Genomic DNA, 16,671 nt, shown 5'->3' on the forward strand with positions numbered 1-16,671 from the left:
ACTTGTAGTGCTCTGGTAAATTGCAAAGATTAAATGTAGGCGCATGGTTACCTTTAGTTCACTTATGTATTGTTAGAACTGAACGTGATGAACTTGTTGATATTTTCGTTTAAATATTGAATGAATACTCATACTTAATGAAGTTAATGATTTGTTGAAACGGAGAGGCTTAGTGAGCGGATTACAATTTAACAATCCTTTTAATGGCACGGCTTTACTGGTTTTAATATTAACGATACAAGGCTGTGCAGTGCTTACCCCAAGCCAGGTTAATGCGGTTGGGGATTTTGCCTTGGCAGCTGAAAACTATAGCGAGCTTCCTAGTGCAGTGATTGACTTACATATACAGTCAATGTTTGCTGAAAATGTATATGCTTCCGCAAGTATAAGTGATCCGGGCTCTGCTGCGGCAAAGATGAGTAAAGATGTCGATGTGTTTTTAAATTCCCTGCATACTTCTGCAAGGGCTGATTCAGCTTTAAACGTGATTGATGGGTATGTGAAATTACTAACCAAGTTAAGTTCAAGTGACTTTACTCAGAGGCTTGAAGAAGAGACCGAAATTCTGGCAACGGAAATAGATGGCGGTGTGAGTCAATACAATGAAGTTTCGGGAGAAGATCTCGAGGGTTTTGGTGCGGCTGTTGCTGAGATTGTTCGCGCTGGAGGTGGCGTTTTTATTCGCTATAAACAGGCAGAGGCACTCAAGGAGGCAGTCATTGGTGCTGAACCGATTATGCATAAAATGGCTGCATCAGTAACAGACTTAATGGATTTGTATATTTGTGGTGCAGTGGATGAAAATGGGGTTTGTGTCGTTGATGACGATGGACAGCAATTTCCTGGGTTTGGCGAATTAGTAGAAACAGGGTTAGTGGATGAATATCAAGGCCTGCTAACCAGTGGACTGGGAAATAAATCTATTCGGGATGTAGAAATTTTTAATGAATTGTTATTAAAAGCAAAATCAATAAAGCCATTAGCAAAACGAACCCGGCAGGCAATGCGTACTTTTCAGGCTGCACATACTAAACTTTACGATAAACTGCAGGAAAGTCAGACCTTAGAAGGAAAGATAGAAGAGATTATTATGCTCTATGGTGAGATTAAGTCAGCGCAACGGTTCAGGAATACTATTGAAAGTCAGAATATCAGTAGGTAAAAAAACGATGAGGATGCGAATATGGCAAATACAGAACGTTTAAAAGTCATTCAAATAGTTAGGCAGGCAAAAAAGTCAGCAGGCAGTGCACGTTTTGACGTATCGATTAGTAGCAAGAAGCGCAAAGAGCTGGAAAAATTATATATCAAACTTGATGAAATAGAAGATATGCTAATTCTTGAAGAAATCACCAACAAGGTTGATGCTCTTACTCAAGCATCAACAGAGCTTGAAGTGATAAATGATAATATTAGAAAAAACATTAAAGAGCTAGAAGGTATCGCTGAAATGGTGGGTAGGGCGGCAAATGCGGTTAAAATTTTAGTCGTTTTAGCGGTGCAGGCAGCAGCCATTGTTGCTTAGGAACGCGCACGAAATAACTTAAAACTGGCTAGTCTTTTTATCCGTCTTCTGCGTTGTAGAAACTGTTACGTAGCTGGCTATGCGCTTGTTCCTACGTCCCCGTATCAAGCACGGGGCAGGCTTTGAATACGAATAAAAATTAGATTGTATATTTCCAGCCAGGTACCAGAAAATCAGGCATTTGATAAAAAACACCCTGATGGAACAAGCGTTTTTGTAGGATGGGCAAAGGAGGTACGACGTGCCCATCATGTTTTCGTTGATGGGCACGGATGAAGCCCTTTGCCCATCCTACAGTGTTTATTTTGCTGTAACTACTCAGCTTGTCTGAGTAGTTACTACTTTTTTAGCTAAAATATTTTTATAGATTCTCTTATTTTGACCAACCCGACAAATAAATGAGGTGAAACCAATGACTGCTAAAAAGAAAACCAGTCAAGAATACGCTGCAACAACAGAGGATATTACCCTTTGTTGTTCACTTCCCGAAGTACAGGATAGGGATCTGAGCCATATTACCGATGGACATAGGCTGCGTCTTATAGCAAGTATGGATAAGATGTGGACGAATGGGACTAATTTAACATATTTTTTCTTTAAAGGGCCTGCACACTGGCGCGGAGGAAATGAACAGGAGCAGGCAGTACGTGATGCTTTTGCAGTCTGGAAAGATTTGGGTATTGGCCTTAGCTTTCAGGAAGTCGAGGATGCTGCTGATGCAATTCTCAGGATAGGTTTTGACCCGTCAGACGGTTCCTGGTCATATGTTGGCAGGGATAGTATTAAGTTCGCTAAAGACCCGGCAACACGGACAGTTAATTTCGGCTGGGATCTTACGACTCCCTATGGCCGTGATACAGCACTACATGAGATAGGGCATGCTTTGGGCTTTCCTCACGAGCATCAGAACCCCAAGGCCGGGATAGTCTGGGATGAGGAAAAAGTCTATGAAGCTCTTGGTGGCCCGCCTAATAATTGGCCAAGGGAGCAAACGCGCTGGAATATTATCCGCAAGATCCCGGCAAACACTGTTGATGGATCGGTTTGGGATAAAGATTCGATTATGCATTACCAGTTTCAGGCGGGTCTGATCAAGCATCCAGTAGAGTATCAGACCCGCTCTTTGGTCCCGGCTAGCGGTCTTTCGACACATGATATGCAGACGGTGACGCGTTTATACCCACCGATTCCTAAAAGGTTACCTGAGTTACGCGCGTATGAATCACATCGATTTGATATTGCTGCGGGTGAACAAATCAATTTTGAAATTAACCCAGCGAACAGTCGGGATTACACGATACAGACTTTTGGTGAGATGGATACCGTGATGGTTTTATTCGAAGTTCGAGAGGGTAGCCAGGAATACCTTGATGGAGATGATGATAGCGGGCTGGATTATAATGCTAAAATTATCTTTCGTTTGCATCGTGGACGCAAATATATCATCCGGACGCGATTGTACTACGCCATGACTCAAGGGAGTGGGGCGATCATGTTGTACTGATGTGCAATAACTTTCTAGAAGGCAGAGTGGTTCTAATGGCGGGTATTAATAAGCGTAATAATTACCATATTCAATATGCTCTAAAGCGCCTGACTGTTGCAGGTAAGTGATTCCCCCGCCAATAACAATTAACCCGGTAATAACCGCAATAGCAATCTTCCAGTAACTGTATGGGCGTTCGCCCTGGACTTGTCCTGTGCGGCCATTGACAACAAATCGATAGGTTTTATTGCGATATAAGAATGCCGCTGACCAGATGGGTAACAGGCAATGTTTATAGGTAATATGGTTATACCGGGTATTCATCTTATGTATACGCTGGTGATCACCGCCTATATCGTAAGCGATATCCTGATGAATAATGCCGTCCATTACCTGTCTGGCATGATCAAACCCTTCATCCAGTTCAACTTGATATACTTCACTTTGAAATCCACTAATATATTTTTCTTCGTAAGGTACCAGGTTTTGCAGATCCCAGGGATGTAAATGGTCAATAATTTGGCGTGGCAAAGACCGACTTGCGCCTATCAGAACGTCATCAAAGAATCGTGAAACACGCCCTCGAACATGGGTCCAGCGGATTTTAGGCACGCGTTTAACGGTGGATACCTGACGTCCATTTTGTACATAACTGACCCGCTGATTCACATAATAAGTATCCCCTCTGGCCCCTGTATACGTGGTCTCTGTATCACTATCATAAGTCCAGTAAGGAATGTATATGCCGATGAGCTTGTTGTTTTTGCGCGCATATTTTTTAATTTTATTGGGCGCAAACCACAAACGTTGTAACCAGAGATGAAATTTATCATTGGCTTCACTTTGATTGATGACAAAGGGCAATAAGGATTTGGGTGAAATAAGTTTGTTTTGTTGCGTACTGACAACGATATCCGTGCCACAAAACGGACATTGACCGGCATTAAGATTAGCCGCAAATTTAAAATTTGCGCCACAGGCATCACAATGAGCCTGTTTGCTGACGGGTGTCGATTGTGTTTTTGCAAGCGTTTCCAGGGCGTTATGAAAATCGTATTCTTGTATAGCCTCTTGTTTATCAACAATAGCATTTTCTTGTCCACAGTATTCACAAGTCTGATGCGTAGTCCCCGGCTGATATTTAAGCATTGCGCCACATTGGGAGCAGGGAAACTGATTATGTGTAAAATTTGCTTGGGTTTTTTTATTCGCTTTCACGTTAATGCTCTAAAGAGCTAGGTTAAAAGTGGAGAAACACTAGTTTAGAAAGGTTTATCTGGCAGACCAGCTTGCATAAGAAATTAACCATGAAATAACTATTGGCGGCTCTATCGCCATATAGTTGATTTATAAGTTATGAAAACTGTAAAGTTGTCGCAGGTTTATTTTTCCGAGATGCTTTGTTTTTCAATTTCACAGTAGTGAGTGTAGTTGAGCCTGAAGCTTGCTTTCCATTCTCAAATTTAAATAGATTGGCTCTAATCAGATTTTTTTATTTTGCTTAAAACCTATAAAGCTTCAGCACAAACTTGATTTGAAATCAGCGATAGAAATTAAATTTACAATAGGGTATTCAATATCTCGTAAAACATTAAAATGCTTGTCTTGAGTGACAATTCCAGTAGCATTTGCACTCACAGCACAATCTACAAATTTATTATCATCACTATCGGCTTCAATAAGGTTCCAATTGTAATATACGTTAATTTTTTCGACATTAGGTAATGTTAACAGTGTTCTAATGACATCTTTTGCTACTTCTGAATTAAATTTACGCTCAATAACTTCTTCATATTCCATCAAAATTTCTGTTGTAACACCTAGATCATATGTACCATTAATTAATTTTTCAAAAATACAATGATAGGGAGACTTTGAAGATATAGATACCAGCAACACATTAGTATCCAAAATAATTTTTCGTTTACTCATTTAACCAGCTATCCATATCTTTAGCTGTATATCCCTTTTCTTCCCAAATTTTATCTGCTTGGAAAATGGCTTTACGAGCATAGTAATGGGCTAATTGTGATTTTAATTCGTAAATATCTATTTCACTTAATTCTGTGGAATATAATTTCAAAATTTCTTGTTGAATATTTGATAATTTACTTGGTTGCATAGTGCTTATCACCTAATCTCTTTCGTTTTTTTATCATATTTTTCTTTCAATTGAAACTTGGTCATGGTTATACACCTAAATGCAAGATTACAAATGTTTTAAAACCCAAAATAAGGTTCTTCTCCGGTTTTGTGTATAACAATTATTCTTTTTTTCTGCCCTTCAAAAATAGAAAAAACTAGGCAATAGAAAGCCGAATTCTGCTTAATAATTAATTGCCTTTGTTGTCAGGAAGCGGTGGGGGAGCCAAGCGAAATAAGTGTGCAAGCTCAGGGACCTCTCCGGCTTTCGTCCATTCCACCAGGCTTTGATTCCAGACTAAAGTTCTTCTGTTAATGGCGGCGGCTGTAATTTTACTTTCCAGTGTCGCAAGGTCGAAAGGGCCGGATTGCTGGCCATTAATGGCAACAAAAAATTGGGCATGCGCTGGAATAGGGGGAGGCGTAGCAGTTGCTGCTTGAGGCGTTGCAAAGGTTTGGCCCATTTTATTCGCCATCGCAAAACCCATTCCCATACCAATACCCTCTGAAGCGCCGCCTGAAGGATTTTCCGCAGCAGCTTTCATGGCTTCAGCTGCCTGAAACTCACTGTAATCTTTTAAATTGCCTATCACACCCATGCTGGTTCGTTTATCCAGTGCTTCTTCCACGGCTGGGGGTAAGGAAATGTTTTCCACTAATAGTTTAGTGATTTCCAGCCCGTATTCCATAAACTCGGGTGAGATACGTGTGGTTAAATACTCACTTAAATCATCGTAGTTACCCGCAAGATCGAGCACCGGAATGTTGGATTCGCCAAGAATACTGGCAAAACGAGAAAGGATCAGGTTACGTAATTGGTCGCTAATATCTGCCGTGGAGAAATGTCCTTTGGTCCCGGTAATTTCCTTGATAAAGGTTAAGGGATCATTAATTCTGACGCAATAGCTACCAAAAGCACGAAGCCTGACGGCACCAAATTCCTTGTCACGTAACATAATGGGGTTTTTAGTACCCCACTTCAAATCAACAAAGCGGTGCATGTTGAAGAAGTAAACTTCAGCTTTAAACGGACTTTCAAAACCATGCGGCCAGCTTTCCAGCGTGGTCATAATCGGCATATTGCTGGTTTTTAGTTCATATAGCCCCGGCTCAAAAAAATCTGCTGCTCTGCCTTCGTTAACTAAAATAGCAACCTGCGATTCACGCACCGTTAATTTTGCGCCATATTTTATCTCATTGCCATAACGCTCAAAGCGATAGACCATGGTATCGCCGGATTTCTCGAGCCATTCAATAACATCAACAAATTCGCCAAACAGCTTATCAAATAGTCCCATTGTTTTCTCCGGTCGTGTTGTTTAAGCGGATTGATTTGTGTCTGTGTTAACTGCTCTACTGGCAGCGGAAGATAATGTATTGCGTAATTCTGATTCGCACTGTTGTAGTTGTATTACTGCATCTGCGCGCATTTTTTTACCTTCATCGGCTATTTGTAAACTCTCGTTGATGGTAGCAATCAGTGTCTTATTCGCTTTTTTTACCGACTCAATGTCAAACACACCGCGTTCTAATTCCTTACGCGTTTCGGCATTCGCCTGCTTAAGGTTTTGCGCATTCGCTTCCAGTAAGTCATTGGTCAAGTCAGTTGCTGCTTGTAAGGTTCCTGCAGCGTCGGATGAACGATATATAGCAACGGCTGTCGCTAACTGCTGACGCCAGAGTGGAATGGTGTTGACGATGGTTGAATTGATTTTATTAACCAGTCCTTTGTCATTATCCTGAACCAGACGAATGCCCGGCAAGCTCTGCATCGCGACTTGACGGGTTAAACGTAGGTCATGTACACGGCGTTCCAAGTCATCTCTAGAAGCACGTAAGTCTCGAAGTTCCTGAGCTTCGATAATGGCTTTCGAGCTTTCTACAGCCAGTACTTTTGCCGGGATCACATGCTCATCAAGTTGTTTTAATTTTTCGTCACCCGCCGAGATATAAAGGCCAAGATTATGAAAATATTCCAGATTGGCTTCATACAATCTATCCAGCAGGGTAATGTCAGTTAATAGCGTTGTTTTATGTGTGTCCAGCTTATCGGTAATCGTATCTATCTGCTTGCGTACCTCTTCGTATTTTTGCAAAAATTTGGCCACGGGCTTGGTTTTACCTAAAATTCTGGCAAAGAACCCCGGTTTTTTGTTGGGGTCTAAAGCATCAACATCAAAGCCGCGTAAAGTAGAGACCATCTCATTTAAATCGCCACCGGCAGAGCCCATATCTTTATTTCTAACGCCTTCTAGCATCTTGTCAGAAATAGTGGTTAATTCTTCCTGGGCTTTGCTACCAAAGTAAATAATGGATTTGCTATCATTGATATCAATTTCAGCGACCTTACTCTCAATAAGCGCTTTATCATTTGTGTCAGCCTGCTGATACGTCAGAATATCTTTACCTACGCCTGGTATTACTTCGTTAAAGACAGCACTACCAGGAATAACAAGCTCTTCATTTTCCATGGTTGTTTTTTGTTCACTCATAATTACTTTCCTGTTATCGTTTGAGGGTATATACTTCGCGCGGTCACGGATGCGGATTTCTAGCGGCTGAGTTTTTGCCGATAGCTACGTTATTGAAACCGTTACGTAGCCAGCTATGCGCCAGTTTCAGCGCCCCGTATCAAGCATGGGGCAGGCTTTGCTATCGACAAAAATCAGCTCACTATACAACCGTATCCGTGAACGCACGAAGTATTTAAATCACGCCTTCATGTTTAAGCTGCGCTGTTAAAACTTCAATTTGTACATCAAGATCCAGCACATCATCTGCGAGTAATTTTTGTTTCTGTTCTACAAAAACAGACTCAATGGTGTACAGCACATTTTCGAAATTATCTGTTAGTTGTTCCGTAGCGTGTTTGCTTTGCATATCTGCATAACCTTGAGTAACTTTTAATGCGCCATCAAGATAGGTATTGAGAAATTTCCTTGCTCTTCTGATATCGCCCGGATCTTCTTCAAGCATGCTTAAAATTTCGCGGGCGTGTTGGCAAATGGTGTGTATGCGTTTATTAAACGAGCGGTTATTTATTTCTTTATTCGCACGTTCAATACCGGAAATTTGGGATTCAGCATCATCAATGGTAGCAGAGATTTCCTCAGCAGTATAACCATGAAAGCCTGCTATCATTTTTTCCTTGCGAGGATCAAAACCATATAATAAAGACATGCCGACCAATGCGCCTAGGCCAAAAGCTAAAGCAACGAAAAAGGAATTTCCTGCGCCTATAAAGGCGATTCCTGCTGTTGTCAGCGCAACAATTATTGCAGCAAGAGTTTTCAGTGGCCATTTAGGAGCATTGGTGATTTTTTTATCCTGATACTCTTTTTGCGCCAGCATACCCCTGCGTAACAGGCTAGCAGCTAGTAAATAGGCTATACAGCCACTCACATTGGTGATTATGCGTAACAAATCGCCATAAACAAAGGACAATATAGCAGCAGGAATTAGCGGGAGCGGTAGTATATAAAGTAACAAACCACGGCTATTATGTAGCAAACCCTTGGTGTTTTTTTTCTGATAGGGCTTGGGTTTTCTTAGTTGCTCAGTATTATTCATGGCAGCCGATTGATTAAGTGGCGGATGAGTTCTATTTTTGCGTGTAAGTCGTATCCTTGCCAAAAGGAGTCACTTTATACAAGGACTGGCAAGTGGCAAGACTAAGCGTCGTTATAAGTAATATTAGACCAATAATAGAACGAAAAGGTTTAGACATAAATCAAATTCCTGATAAACATTATCCATTAATGTTGAATTAAGCCATATTTTAGATATATGGGTCAAATGATTATTTAGCTAGCTTAATTTTTTGCACGATAAAGATCAATTATAGACTCTTAATTTCTATAAGCTGAGAGTACATACTTGTAGAGTAAAAGAAGGCAGGGGGGATGTATACTTTAACAGTCTCTTTAGTCCCGTATTGAAATGGCGGGACTAAAGATCCCGCTTCCAATACTTGTGGTAGATTTTATTTCGTGCACGTTTCTTAGCTTGGGGTAGTGAAAAACATACTTTGCGCGGTGACGGTTGCGGATTTTATAGCGAGTTAATTTTGGTCGAGAGCAAAGCCTGCCCCGTACTTGATGCGGGGGCGCTGAAACAGGCGCATAGCTAGTTATGCAACCGTTTCAGCAACGCAGCTATCGGCAAAAATCGGCCGCCAGAAAACCGCAACCGTGGTCGTGCGAATTATGGTTACCCCAAACACATCCGTAATCAGGATTCGACGCTACGTTAACCCTCCAGGTCATCCAGATATTTTTCTACATCTAATGCAGACATACAGCCCGCACCAGCAGAAGTGACCGCTTGTTTGTACACGGAATCCATTACATCTCCGGCAGCAAATACACCCGGTATGCTAGTGGCCGTGGCATTTCCCGCTATGCCGCTGGTTACGCGGATATAGCCATGATCATCCATATCTAATTGGCCTTTGAATATTTCGGTATTGGGTTGGTGGCCGATAGCAATAAAAACACCGTGTACGTCAACATCTTTAGTGGTGTCGTCCAGTGTGCTTTTGATGCGCATACCGGTTACGCCCATATCATCGCCTAGAATTTCTTCTAATGTGTGATTCCATTCGATTTCTATATTGCCATTTGCTGCTTTTTCTATCAGTTTGTCAGATAGGATTTTCTCTGAACGGAATTTATCACGGCGATGGATGACGGTGACTTTTGAGGCGATATTGGCTAAATATAACGCTTCTTCAACTGCGGTATTTCCGCCACCTATCACTGCAACAGGCTTGTTTCTGTAGAAAAATCCATCACAAGTGGCACAGGCTGAAACACCTTTCCCTGCATAGGCTTCTTCTGAATCCAGACCCAGGTACATAGCGGATGCGCCAGTTGCAATAATTAAGGCATCACAAGTATAACTACCTGCATCGCCCGTTAATTTAAAAGGGCGTTGGTTTAATTCAGCAGTGTGGATATGGTCAAAAATAATTTCTGTATCAAAGCGCTCAGCGTGTTTGCGCATTCTTTCCATCAACTCAGGGCCTTGCACACCTTGGTCATCACCAGGCCAGTTATCTACATCGGTTGTGGTGGTTAATTGTCCGCCCTGTTGCAGACCAGTGACCATTACTGGGTTCAGATTGGCTCTTGCGGCATAGACGGCGGCAGTATATCCAGCTGGGCCGGAGCCAAGAATTAATAGGCGGCAGTGTCTTGAGTCACTCATGTGTTGTTTCCTTGTTAAAAATATTCAATAAATTGCTATGCATTATGCTAGGAATTGGTCACAGCGTAAAGCCTGTTGTTTGATTTATAGCGTGATTTGTGAATGAGTCGAGTTTAAGAAAATTTTGATTTGCAGAAATTTTTGCAATCATCGATCACTAAGTACAAAGAAGGAATCAACACCAGGGTAATCAAGGTTGCAAATACTATTCCAAAACCTATGGATACAGCCATAGGAATTAACATACGCGCCTGGCGTGAAGTTTCCAGAATAATCGGCGCTAAGCCAAAAAAGGTGGTTAAGGTGGTTAAAATAATAGGTCGGAAGCGTTGAATGCTTGCAGCTCGAATAATTTCCTTGGGTGCAAGATCGGTTTCCTTTTCCAGGTGTACTGCCTGACTTATTAGCACCAGGGAATCATTTACGACGATACCTGATAGTGCCACAATCCCCAGCATACTTAATATACTGAGATTAAAGCCCATGATGATATGCCCGAAAATGGCACCGATAATGCCAAAGGGAATACTGACGATGACTATCAGCGGCAAGATATAGCTTTTAAATGGAATTGCCAGCATGGTATAAATGCCGAGCACGGCAAATATAAAGCTTAATTTTAGACTGCCGATGCTGTCTGCCATATCAGCCTGGCGACCCTGAAAGCTAAATTGTAATCCAGGATACTGTTCGACTAATGCGGGTAGGGCCTGGTCCTTTAAATCGTTGACAATTTCTACTGACTGGCTTCTGGGTGTGACATTGGCGGTAATCTGTACATTGCGCCGGCCATTACGTCGCTTGATTTCTGTAAAGGCATGACCTTGCTTTACCTGAACAATTTCATTTAAGGGAATTGCGACACCTTTGTCGGTCCAGACCAGAAAGTTATACATATCTTGCATGGATACCCGCTCATCTTCGGGTAAGCGCAGCATGACTTTTATTTCATTCCGGCCGCGTTGCTGGCGTAAAATTTCCGCACCATAAAACGCATTACGCACTTGCCGGGCCACAGACAGTGGCGTTAACCCAAGGCTTTCGCCATCTGCAAGTAATGTAAAGTCAAGTTGCTGCTTGCCTAGACTCATGCTGTTGGCGATATCCTTGGCCATTGGATAGGCGCGTAATGCAGTAGCCAGTTGTAGGCTGGCTTGCTCTAACACGCTAATATCACGATGGGTTAATTCAATAGTAATGGCAGAACCAGAGCCGGGACCGCCCGAGTCTGATTCAAAAATAAGGCTTTCAATACCCGCTATTTCACCCGAACTTGAACGCCATTGTTCACTGAACTCATCGGTGCTCATGATGCTATCGCGAATTTCGGGCTTGGCGAGATAGGTGCGAATAACCGCCTTATGGCTGCCACCGTTACCGACTTCTGAAAATATTCCGCGGATTAATTGCTCACCATTGTCTACATTAACAATACTCGAGCGGGCTGATTTGATCAGGTGGTCGACAATTTTTTGCGTTTTTTCGACAGGGGTACCAAAAGGTAAACTTAATCTGATTTGTGCGAAATCGGATTCAGTTTTTGGAAACATCGACATACCCATACGCCCACTTGATGCGTATGACAGCGTGGCGATTAATAATGCAAGGGCGGCTATCACCGTTAAATAGCGATGCTTTAAGGTCAAGTCTAGTACGCCCCCGTAACGATATTTAACCCAGTGACGAAAAGTATGACTAAATTTTTGCTGTCTTGTATAAAGCCAAAGCTGCAGCCCAGTACGTTGCTTGTCGTTAAGGTGGGCTAAATGATTGGGTAATATAAACAAGCTTTCCACTAATGACAGCAGGAATACTAAAATCACTACAGTGGGGATCATAAAAAATATTTTTCCCATCACCCCAGGCATAAAAAACAGCGGCATAAAAGTCGCAATGTTGGTTAGAATACTGAATGTAATCGGGGTAGCCATTTCCTGCGCACCTCTAATGGCAGCAGTAAGGGGAGGGTAGCCTTCCTGGCGGTAGTGGTAGACATTTTCACCAATAATAATCGCATCATCCACGACGATTCCCAGTGCGATAATAAAGGCAAACATGGAAATCATATTCAGGGAAACGCCTAGTGCGGGCAGGAATAAAAAAGGCCCTAAAAATGCGATAGGAATCCCCGCCATTACCCAGAATGCCAGACGAATTTCCAGAAATAAGGCCAGGGTAATAAATACCATAGTCAGGCCTAATGCGCTATTGCGTAATAGTAAATCCATCCGCTGCGAGTAAGCCTCAGAGGCATCATATCGAATATCCGCGTAGATCCCCGTTGGCAGCGAGGTTTTACTGTTTTCAATTTGTTGCTTAACCGCATCGGCTATAGCAATCGGCGTTTGATTGCCCACTCGATAGACTTGCAACATGATCGCGGGGTAGCCATTATAGCGCGCAGAATAATCGGTATCTTCATAGCCATCGGTGATTGTTGCAATATCGCCTAATATGATAGTAGCACCCGATTGGGTTGTAATAATGGGTATCTGGGCAAAATCCAGTCCCGTATCTTTACGTTCACGCATACGGATTAGAATCTCGCCTGAAGCGGTTTTAACACTACCGCCGGGAAGGTCCAGACTGGCGCTACGAATACGCTGGGCTATTGTAGAAAGGGATAGGTTGTAGCGACGTAGGTTGTCCTGAGAAATTTCAATATTGATTTCTAGTGGGCGTACGCCTTCTAATTCAATCTGGGTAATATTTTCCGATTGTAATAACTGATCACGAAAATCTTCGGCTAATTCATGCAGAATCTGCTCTTCGGTTTGACCATAAATAACCAGTGATACCGTTTTGCGTTTACTGGCCATGACCCTGATTGTTGGTTCTTCTGCTTCTTCAGGAAAGGTGGTTATGCGATCTACTTCTTTCTGAATATCCTGAGCTAGTAAATATATATCCGCATCACTTAAGGCCTCAATAGTGACAGAGCCTAGCCCTTCTTTTGCTGAGGAGCTGATTTCATCAACACCTTCTATGCCGGAAACAGCATCTTCTATAACCAGAACGATGCTGCGCTCAATTTCTTCCGGATCTGCACCGGTGTAGACTACGTTAATGCTGACATTATCGGTAATAAAGTCGGGGAAGACTTCTTGCTTCATGGTGTGCATAAACAACAAGCCGCCGAGGATAAATCCCAGCATAAGCAGGTTTGCGGCAACAGGGTGCGATGCCATCCAGCTAATGGGGCCTTGTTTATTCATTTCCACTCAATTGACTCCTTGTTTATCCTAGAAACCACAGTTGTACAGGGGTTTTGTGGGAAATCTGAGTGCGCAAGACAAGGCACCGCTAGCAGGCAATGGCCGTAGCCCTTGGCAATAGCTGTAACGTACTATTTCGCGCTCAGATTTATTCACAAAACCGTGAAGCGGAGTCTGTTCACCCTGCAGGTGATAAGTTGTTATGGTCATTATGTTTTATATTCAAATGCTTAGAGTGTTTTTTAGTGTTCAATTGCGGTTTTTAGGTTTATGGCTGGAACACGCACGGTCATACCCAGCACCGGTGCATTGAGACTACTGGAAATTATTTTGCTCTGCGCCGGAAGTTGTTCTGCAGCAATAAAAACCAGTCCTTTTTCCTGCCAGACAGGTGTTATTTTCTTAATGGCTAGTGTATTTTGTTCGGTCACCAGCCAGATTTTCTGGCCACTATGTATCACAGCTTCGGGAATGGGTAATACATTATGCAGAGTGCGTCCGGCTATTTTTAGATGTACAAAAGCACCTAAAATCAGTGTAGGCAGGCCGTTGTTTTCTGTATGCAGGGAAAGTGGGTCCAGGGTTTCAATAATCAATTCAGCCATGCGGCCCGAAGCTTCCAGTTCTACTTTCAAGCGCTTTATAATGCCGCTGCGATAAGCTTGCTCCCCCCAAGCGCTAGGGTAGTATATTTTTACCTCTGCACCTGTTTTGCTATTGATATTGGGGATATCGATTTTATTTATTTTATCCACCGGCAGGGTCGCTAAAACCCAGAAACTATCCGTTCCAGCCAGTTTTATCAGAGGCGTACCGGTAGAAAAAGTAGATACCCAGGAGCCAATATGTGCATTGGTTTCCAGTACAATGGCATTAAAAGGGCTGCTGGTTTTAGTGCGTTGCAAATCCAGACGTGCCTGTTTCAAGCTTGCTTCTGCTGCGGTGATAGCGGTTTTAGCTAGAGCGAGGTGAGGTTTACGTAGTACCAAGTCTTGACTTTGTTGATCTAAATTTGCGTTTAATAATTTATATTCGCGTTTGGCAATCGCCTGTCGCCCGAGCTCCAGAGTCAAATCAAATTGAGCCTTGGCCAATGCGTTTTCTTTTTGCTTAATAGCTAATGCATAATCGGTTGGATCCAGCTGTACAATTTGTTCACCTTTATTAAGAAAAGCGCCGGGTATAAAATTCGGGCTGACAGAGATGATCATGCCATTAATGCGTGAGGTTAAATTCACCTTTTGTGAAGGAATAACCGTGCCCATGGCAGAGACAGTGGTTGGGTAATCAATGGGGCTAAGCTGTAGGGTTTCTACGAGAGGCGCAACGGCTTGCGCATTACTGCGTTTTGCCTTGGGTTTGTTACTTAGCCAGTAATAAGATAAACCCAGTGACAGGCTAAGAATTAATATAGCCGGCATCCATGTTAGCAGGCGTTTAACCATCTTGTTGTTCCTTATTATTGTCTGCACTATCCTGATAATCAGGTAATTGCCAGCTTCCGGCCAGCGACCGGTATAACTGAATACGATATTCTATCAGTTGGCGCTGGGCAGAAATACGACTACGCTCCAGCGTTTGTTGATTAATCTGTGTCGTTAGTACACGTAAAAAATCGATAGCTCCGTACATATAGCGTAAGCGGATCTGTTGGGTCGCTTTTTGAGATAAACTGTATTGTAGGTTCAGGCTACTAATCAGCTGATGTTGCTGATATTCCTGAACTAGCGCATCCTCTACTTCTTTAATAGCTTGCTGAATGGTGGTCGCATAATTATTTAGCGACTCCGCTGCCACTGCCTTGTTTCTTTCTACTTCAGCGACACGACGGCCACCATCTACGATAGGTAAAATCAGGTTACCTGCTAAAGTTGCGATCCAGTTATTAAATAAGGATTGTAAATTAGGTGCTGTTGTATCGATATTTGCAGAAAGGCTTAATTTAGGGAAGCGGTCCGCAATGGCAGAAGCGGTACGCTGGTCTGCCGCTTGGATACGAAAATAGGCGAGGCGTAGATCGGGACGGCGTTGAATAAGTTCGCTACCCAGACCCGCCTGGGGTTGCGGTGGTAATTCAGGGAGTTGCTGGTTGTCTGCAATTATAAGCATGCCGGGCGTGTTTCCGGTGAGTATGGCTAATTGATGTTCCAGCACTTTAATGCTTATCAGGACATTATTCTGGTCACCAATGGTTGCTTGCAGAGTTTGTTGCTGCTGAAATAAATCAGCGGCACTTGCCTGGCCACCAGCAAAGCGAGCGGCTGTTATTTCAACATTGTCCTGATTGGTTTTAATTTGTTGTTTAAGTAGCTGTAATTGACTACGTTGTGCAATTAATCGATACCAGGCTAGTGCCACTTCGGATGATAGCGTAATAGCTGCCGTGTTTAAATTTTCTTCGGCAACACGGACATCCAGTTCGGCGGCATGTTTCTGGGCACGTAGGCGACCCCATAAATCGACTTCATAACTGGCATTCAGGCCTAATGCAAAGTGGCTGCTATCACTCAGGTTAGAATAGGATTGAGCGCCCCCGAAAGCTGCACCTATGCTGGGAATAAGATCAGCACTTTGTTTGATGGCGATAGCTTCGGCTTGTTGCAGACGGTTAAAAGTGGATATTAAGCTAAAATTGTTATTTAGCGCCTGTTCAATTAGCTGGTTGAGGTGTGAGTCGTTAAACGCCAGCCACCATTGCTCTTGTAAGAAAGTGGTGTCTTTGGCCTGGGAAAAGGTTTCGGGCACTGCGATGGGGGTTGCAACCTTCTCAATCGGTACCGCACAGGCTTGAATAAGAATGAATACAGTACAAGGGAGTAAGTATTTACAATTCATTGATAGGGTCGCTATGCTGATTTTAGGGATAAAGGAAACTGAACCTAGAAAAATCAGTTGCTCACGGCTTCTAGCACAAGCTCTTGATTCCACAGCACTTCCAAAAAATACCCGATTAACCTACGGGTGAATCTAAGATTTTTTGAAAGTATTATATTAATTCAATGTCTTGCACTATAATTCCGCGCCCAACTGATTTTTCTAGGCTGAATCAGTATAGATGTAAAATAATACGACTGTTGCAGTATTTAGACTTTATT

General features: G+C 42.7%; 13 protein-coding genes. 3 read left to right on the top strand and 10 right to left on the bottom strand.

What is annotated here, in order from left to right; all coding sequences use genetic code 11:
* The first annotated feature begins 172 nt into the window (after positions 1 to 172).
* From ACQY3F_RS00185 to ACQY3F_RS00195, 3 genes are all read left to right on the top strand, one after another.
* Entirely contained in the window at positions 173 to 1,162 is a 990-nt protein-coding gene (locus ACQY3F_RS00185; RefSeq protein ID WP_428352919.1) for a hypothetical protein, read from the top strand.
* Positions 1,163 to 1,183: 21 nt separating this feature from the next.
* Positions 1,184 to 1,525 (top strand): hypothetical protein, encoded by a 342-nt coding sequence (locus tag ACQY3F_RS00190; RefSeq protein ID WP_428352918.1) that lies wholly within the window; start codon positions 1,184 to 1,186, stop codon positions 1,523 to 1,525.
* A gap of 412 nt (positions 1,526 to 1,937) precedes the next feature.
* Positions 1,938 to 3,029: a M12 family metallopeptidase gene (locus ACQY3F_RS00195; RefSeq protein ID WP_428352917.1), complete on the top strand. Its 1,092-nt coding sequence runs from the start codon at positions 1,938 to 1,940 to the stop codon at positions 3,027 to 3,029.
* Between the two features lie 45 nt (positions 3,030 to 3,074).
* On the opposite strand, the gene ACQY3F_RS00200 is transcribed toward ACQY3F_RS00195, so the two are convergent.
* The 10 genes from ACQY3F_RS00200 to ACQY3F_RS00245 form a co-directional block, all read right to left on the bottom strand.
* A complete protein-coding gene (locus ACQY3F_RS00200; protein ID WP_428352916.1) occupies positions 3,075 to 4,160 on the bottom strand; it encodes a primosomal protein N' (replication factor Y) - superfamily II helicase in 1,086 nt (361 codons plus the stop codon).
* A gap of 369 nt (positions 4,161 to 4,529) precedes the next feature.
* Complete coding sequence (locus tag ACQY3F_RS00205; protein ID WP_428352915.1) at positions 4,530 to 4,943, bottom strand: putative toxin-antitoxin system toxin component, PIN family; 414 nt, start codon at positions 4,941 to 4,943, stop codon at positions 4,530 to 4,532.
* Positions 4,936 to 5,133, bottom strand: coding sequence for a hypothetical protein (locus tag ACQY3F_RS00210; RefSeq protein WP_428352914.1), 198 nt, complete (start codon positions 5,131 to 5,133; stop codon positions 4,936 to 4,938). Before ACQY3F_RS00210 ends, ACQY3F_RS00205 begins: the two co-directional genes overlap by 8 nt.
* Before the next feature lie 211 nt (positions 5,134 to 5,344).
* Entirely contained in the window at positions 5,345 to 6,451 is a 1,107-nt protein-coding gene (locus ACQY3F_RS00215; RefSeq protein WP_428352913.1) for an SPFH domain-containing protein, read from the bottom strand.
* A gap of 21 nt (positions 6,452 to 6,472) precedes the next feature.
* Positions 6,473 to 7,645, bottom strand: a complete 1,173-nt coding sequence (locus ACQY3F_RS00220) for a toxic anion resistance protein (protein ID WP_428352912.1) — start codon at positions 7,643 to 7,645, stop codon at positions 6,473 to 6,475.
* A gap of 214 nt (positions 7,646 to 7,859) precedes the next feature.
* On the bottom strand, positions 7,860 to 8,723 hold the full coding sequence (locus tag ACQY3F_RS00225) for a 5-bromo-4-chloroindolyl phosphate hydrolysis family protein (RefSeq protein WP_428352911.1): 864 nt from the start codon (positions 8,721 to 8,723) through the stop codon (positions 7,860 to 7,862).
* A 678-nt stretch (positions 8,724 to 9,401) separates the two neighbouring features.
* Positions 9,402 to 10,361: a thioredoxin-disulfide reductase gene (gene trxB, locus ACQY3F_RS00230; RefSeq protein WP_428352910.1), complete on the bottom strand. Its 960-nt coding sequence runs from the start codon at positions 10,359 to 10,361 to the stop codon at positions 9,402 to 9,404.
* 113 nt (positions 10,362 to 10,474) lie between these two features.
* Positions 10,475 to 13,576, bottom strand: coding sequence for an efflux RND transporter permease subunit (locus tag ACQY3F_RS00235; RefSeq protein WP_428352936.1), 3,102 nt, complete (start codon positions 13,574 to 13,576; stop codon positions 10,475 to 10,477).
* A 242-nt stretch (positions 13,577 to 13,818) separates the two neighbouring features.
* On the bottom strand, positions 13,819 to 14,997 hold the full coding sequence (locus tag ACQY3F_RS00240) for an efflux RND transporter periplasmic adaptor subunit (protein ID WP_428352937.1): 1,179 nt from the start codon (positions 14,995 to 14,997) through the stop codon (positions 13,819 to 13,821).
* 16 nt (positions 14,998 to 15,013) lie between these two features.
* Positions 15,014 to 16,411: an efflux transporter outer membrane subunit gene (locus ACQY3F_RS00245; protein WP_428352938.1), complete on the bottom strand. Its 1,398-nt coding sequence runs from the start codon at positions 16,409 to 16,411 to the stop codon at positions 15,014 to 15,016.
* Positions 16,412 to 16,671 lie beyond the last annotated feature (260 nt).

The organism is Methyloprofundus sp. (assembly GCF_965251085.1).
Lineage (GTDB): Bacteria > Pseudomonadota > Gammaproteobacteria > Methylococcales > Methylomonadaceae > Methyloprofundus.